Here is a 5,177-nt window from a genome sequence, read left to right on the forward strand (position 1 = left end):
GCTGGAGGGCTTGAGCCGCTTTGACGGCACCGAGTGGCAGTATTTTCATGACGGCCCCCGTGGCTTTCATCGTGGCTGGGACTCGCGCTGCTTTGACTACGGCAAGCTCGAAGTGCTGCGCTTCTTGCTCTCCAATGTCCGCTACTGGCTGGAGGAGTATGGCTTCGATGGCTTTCGCTTCGATGGCGTCACCAGCATGCTCTATCACGACCATGGCGTGCGAGATTTTCAGGGCTACCGGGACTACTTTAGTGCCAATGTAGACAACGAAGCGGTGTGCTACTTACAGCTTGCCAATGCGCTCGCTCATGAAATTCAGCCCGATGTCCTCACGGTCGCGGAGGATGTCTCGGGGATGCCGGGGCTCTGTCGGCCTGTGGGCGAGGGGGGCATTGGCTTTGACTACCGGCTGGCGATGGGCGTCCCGGACTTTTGGATTAAGCTGACCAAAGACACCCCCGACGAAGCCTGGTCGGTGGGAAATATCTGGGGAACTCTGACCAATCGGCGCTTTAGTGAGAAGCACATTGGCTATGCCGAGAGCCACGATCAGTCCATTGTGGGCGATCAGACCCTGGCGTTTCGGCTGATGGGGCCGCAGATGTACACCGAGATGGCGATTGGCCGCGAGAGCCTTGTTGTGGATCGGGGAATGGCGCTGCATAAGCTCATCCGCCTGCTGACCTACACACTGGCGGGCGAGGGCTGGCTAAGCTTTATCGGCAATGAGTTTGGGCACCCCGAGTGGGTGGACTTTCCCCGCGAAGGCAACGACTGGAGCTACACCCACGCCCGCCGCCAGTGGTCGCTCGCCGACAGTCCGTTTCTGCGCTACCAGTTCCTCCAGGCCTTCGACAAGGCCCTGATGCACCTGCCGCAGCCCACCAGCCCCCCCGAGCTTTTGGCCCTGCACGAAGACAACCACCTGCTGGTCTACCAGAGCGCGGGGCTGGTGATCGCGGTCAACCTACACCCTACCCAGAGCCTCTCCGATCTCCGAATCCCCGTGCCCGAGCCATGTGACTATCACTTGCTCCTCGACACAGATCAGACAGCACTGGGCGGCCAAGAGCGCGTTCTCGAAAAGAGCACCTATGTCTGGGAGCCCCTTGCCGTGGGGCAGGCAGCCCAGAGTATCCAGGTCTACCTGCCCAGCCGCTGCGCTCTGGTACTTGCACCTACCAAGGCCAGGGAGTAAAGACTGCCACCCGCTTTCCACTTTAGCGTATTCGTCCCATAGGCTTGGGGCATCGCAACCAGCTCTACTGGTGTCTCCGCAGAACTTACCGAACCTAAATCCCCTGACCTCTTTATATCTCCCAAAGTCACCCAAGGAACTACCTGAAAGCCGCACCTGAGAAGCAGATTCCCATGTGGCTCAATGCCCTCAAAGGGAATCCTGTATTTTTATGAAATTTTCTTATTGATCCTTGTACTCTTCAAAAAAATAAGTTAAACTCTCTTTGTTCGAGACAAATCGGGTTCTCACCGATCACGAAAAACAAAGGTTTATGTAGCAGTGTCGGATGGGCTATGGTGCCCACAACTTCCGGGCTAGTAATGTAATACTGTTCGCAGTCATGCTTTTTAGATAGCCTAGACGATTGATTATGAATAAAGTTAAGGTGGTTTGAATTATGAAAGAAGTAATGGTTGGCATATCTGTTTTTTTATTGCTAATGAATGTTGGTTTTGCTCAGGCGGATGTGACTGCTGAGGTTGATTCAAGAATAGAAGTTCCCGTGATTAACGGGAAGATATATTATGTGAGCAACTCCTCTTCCACATATTCTCTAGCGCTATCATCAACACATTTTACGACTATTTCTGGTTTACCGTCGGTTAATCCTTACTTAACAGGTATAATGGGATGCTACCTAGGTGAAAAACAAGGACAAGTTGAAGTATTTCATCCAAAAGAATTGACTTTTATTGGCAATGGATCACAGTCACACCCTCTAACCGCAGGTAGTTATAATTTTTCTGTAGGGGCATGGCATGCTGAAGCATCGACAGATTTCGGGACTATGAATCCAAGCCAACCCGAGATTTGGGTATCAGGCGGTTATGCTACCCATGACTTCTACGTGGAAGTTGGATCGTAACCGTATCCCTAAATAGAGAATCGCTGTGAAATACTCCGGCCTTTAGGTCGGAGTATTTACTATCACAAATAAAAGGATGTTCTTGTGATTATACTTCCTCCTATCATATATTCTTTTCAAGAATATCGGGCAGTATCAACTGCAAGAATAAGTATTGAATATCCACATGTATATCTTGGGGAGTTGCTTGAAATAGTTACGAAGTTGACAGGGGTATCTCTTGAAATAAAAGATACGGATAGCATATCAGGAGAAGAGTTACTTGTTTCGTTAAAAGATATAACTATCGAAGATTTTATGGATAGTATTATTTCGATGTTTAGTGTAGGGAAAGCTGTTTGGTTCTGGGAAAAATATACAAAAAATGAAAAAATAGCATATCGTCTAGAACGATCTGTAAAAGCAAAGAAATTTCCCGCTTTTATTGAGGATCTTATAAATACAGATTTTCTGAATCAAATTGATTCATATAATGTAAAATTAAATCAGAACGATATTGTAGATATCGGAATGTCGGTGTTCAAAAATTTGAATAATGACATAAAGGATAGAATTATTCGTGAAGATATGGTTGCGGATTTTGATATTAAATCAATTAATAAACAAGATGTTTCGAGGTTGCTTGGTTATTTGACGACTGCAAAACAAATTACTCATAAGGATTATCGAGTGGAAGAGAAAGATATTGAGAAAATACAGTTATTAAAACAGGTGACTGTGGGTAGTCAGAATTTATCACTGAAGGTGAAATGGACAAACGATGGAGCATCAGGTTATTCTCTTATAAATGCGAGTATGTCTGATGATAATATAAAAAACAGAATTCTTGAAGAATGGAAAAATGATTCAGATAAAGATAATGTGAAAGGGAGAATTGTTAAGGCATCCAGTGATAAATATTCATTGAATGATTTACCTAAACCTGTCGATCGATATATGGCTAATACAATAAATCGTTTTTCTGGATCTGTAATTGCTCGACTGAAAGTTGGGAAGAATCCACAAAATGTACAAATGTACCAAGGTGAAGAACTAAAAGAATTCCTGCTATTTCTTGATGCAAAATTGGGGATCCAAAATAAGACACATAAAAACATACTTTTGTTAAATCATATTTCTCGATTTCTTGATGAAGACCGCTTGCGTCCATCTTGGTCAACGGTGCGTAGACTTAGAAAAGCAGTTGCAAGCGATGCAGATGGCTTATTGCCCGCTAGTATATTTTTTAGGGATTGTCCTCGTTTAAACTCAGGGCAACTGCAACGTCTCTCAGAAGACTTCCGAGGTCTTCAATGGGGAGCTGAACTGCAACCTTTTTTTACTTTCGCGCAAAATATTAAAGTCGAAAACCTTACAAGTCCTGGTTTGCCTTTTAGTATCATGAATCCCGCATTTGAGTGTCTTCTGGGACAGATGGAAAAATTTGATATTAATATGGCAAAAACAATAAAGGTAAAGATTGCCGATGGAAGTGCTAAACCGATAGGCTTTTCTGTAAATAATATTCAAAACCAGAAAGTCGGTACTGAACGTAAAGATCGTCGTATTAGCTTTTTTGTCTATCCTGAAAATGGAAAATTTCTAGCGGGAACAGGGTTCTTTTATACGAGTAGTCAAGCGGCGATAACGCCACCTTATTGTGCTACTCCACCATAGGTAAGGATGACTCCCCCTCCCATTATGATTGGAAGGGGAGGTATAGGAAAGCTATTTTTTGGCGGTGAGGATTTTGATCGCTTCCTGGATATAGGGGTCGGTGGCTTCGTCGCGGGTGGGCGCTCCGGTGACAGTCACATCGGGCTTGACAGGGTTCTTCTCCAGCCGGACGCCACGTGGGGTGATGTAGTCGCTCAGGGGGAGCTGGACATCAAAGCCGGTGGGCAGAGGCGCAAAGATCGAGGTGAGCACTGCCCCCGCTGAGGGCTGTCCGACCAGCTTGGCACCCCGCTCCTCACGCAGCACCGACGAGACAATCTCACTGGCGCTCGCGGAGCCCCGGTTGATGAGCACGACCACTTTCCCGGTAAAAGGCGGCTGCTTTGTGGCTTTTGTCTTACGTGTTGGGCCTTTCCACTTGGCGATCTCCACGGGGTCGGTGCTCTCTTTGCCTGTTTTTGCTTTGTACTCCGCCGCGATCTCACGAGTGATACTGACACCGGTGGGCGTCTCGGGAGGAAGCAGAAGGGAGAGAAGATGGGAGGAGTTGTTGACCAGTCCGCCGCCGTTGCTGCGCAAGTCCACGATCAGCGCCTTGGCTTTCTTGCTCGCCGCCTCCGCAAACAGTGCTTCAACTTCAGGCTGGCTGTAGCCACGGGTGAAGCTGGGGAGCATGAAGCGAGCGACTCCTGGGGCAGGCCAGGTGAGAGTGGGCTTGCGGTCGGTGGAGTAGGGCTTGCGGAGCAGCATGACATGCTTTTGCGCTCCATCTGACTTGCGCTTGATGGTCAGCAAGCTCGTCTCTCGCCCATCTTGCTCCACGGCTGTGGCACTGCGGACTGGCTGCCCTTCTACCTCCAGAATCGTATCACCCACCGAAAGCCCGATTCCAGCGGCATGGCTTCCCGGAGCGAGTGCGGAGACCGTGATACCCTCCGTGCTAGGGAGCATGCCGAGGCCAAAGCCTAGCGTCTGCCCCGTGCGCCGCTGCTGAGCGGCCGCTGGGGTGAGGAGGCGTATGTGGCTGATGCCAAAGTCGCGGAGCGCCAGATTGACCGTATTGGCAAAAGCGCGCATGTCCTCGGCCTTATCCAGCTCGGGGCGGCGTTTTTCGAGTGCGGCGGGGAGCTTGGAAAAATCGACCCCAGGCACAAAAGCCCGGCGCGCAATCGCTTGCTGGAGTGTCTCTAGCGTTTTTGTCTTGGCTTCCGCAGAGAGTGGCTGGGCAAAGGCGGCGGCAGGAAGTAGGGCAAGAAGCGAGGCGGTAAAAAAGCGGTGTTGCATGATTGCCCTTATTGTAGCACTAGTCGAGTTCTACTGGGCTTGCCTCTGCCGTAGCGCGGGCGTATGGAAACCCGCCGCGAGGGTTTGGAGAGCCTCTAGCGATGCCTGTGCCCCCGCTTCGTAGAGTAGCTC

Annotated in this window: 4 protein-coding genes; 3 read left to right on the top strand and 1 reads right to left on the bottom strand. The window is 49.2% G+C overall.

Features of this window, described 5'->3' with window-relative positions:
* The 3 genes from AC1XOS_RS19430 to AC1XOS_RS19440 all read left to right on the top strand — a co-directional run.
* The coding region (locus AC1XOS_RS19430; RefSeq protein ID WP_481963872.1) for an alpha amylase C-terminal domain-containing protein at positions 1-1,198 on the top strand (1,198 nt) is incomplete at its 5' end.
* A gap of 439 nt (positions 1,199-1,637) precedes the next feature.
* A complete protein-coding gene (locus tag AC1XOS_RS19435) occupies positions 1,638-2,105 on the top strand; it encodes a hypothetical protein (RefSeq protein ID WP_481963873.1) in 468 nt (155 codons plus the stop codon).
* Between the two features lie 84 nt (positions 2,106-2,189).
* Positions 2,190-3,761, top strand: a complete 1,572-nt coding sequence (locus AC1XOS_RS19440) for a hypothetical protein (RefSeq protein WP_481963874.1) — start codon at positions 2,190-2,192, stop codon at positions 3,759-3,761.
* Between the two features lie 51 nt (positions 3,762-3,812).
* Here AC1XOS_RS19440 and AC1XOS_RS19445 read toward each other — a convergent pair whose 3' ends face one another.
* Complete coding sequence (locus AC1XOS_RS19445; protein ID WP_481963875.1) at positions 3,813-5,045, bottom strand: S41 family peptidase; 1,233 nt, start codon at positions 5,043-5,045, stop codon at positions 3,813-3,815.
* Positions 5,046-5,177: the final 132 nt, after the last annotated feature.

Source organism: Armatimonas sp. (genome assembly GCF_964826245.1).

Coding starts and splice junctions, on each gene's coding strand:
- AC1XOS_RS19435 (WP_481963873.1), top strand. CDS start 1,638: ATGAAAGAAGTAATGGTTGGCATATCTGTTTTTTTATTGCTAATGAAT.
- AC1XOS_RS19445 (WP_481963875.1), bottom strand. CDS start 5,045: ATGCAACACCGCTTTTTTACCGCCTCGCTTCTTGCCCTACTTCCTGCC.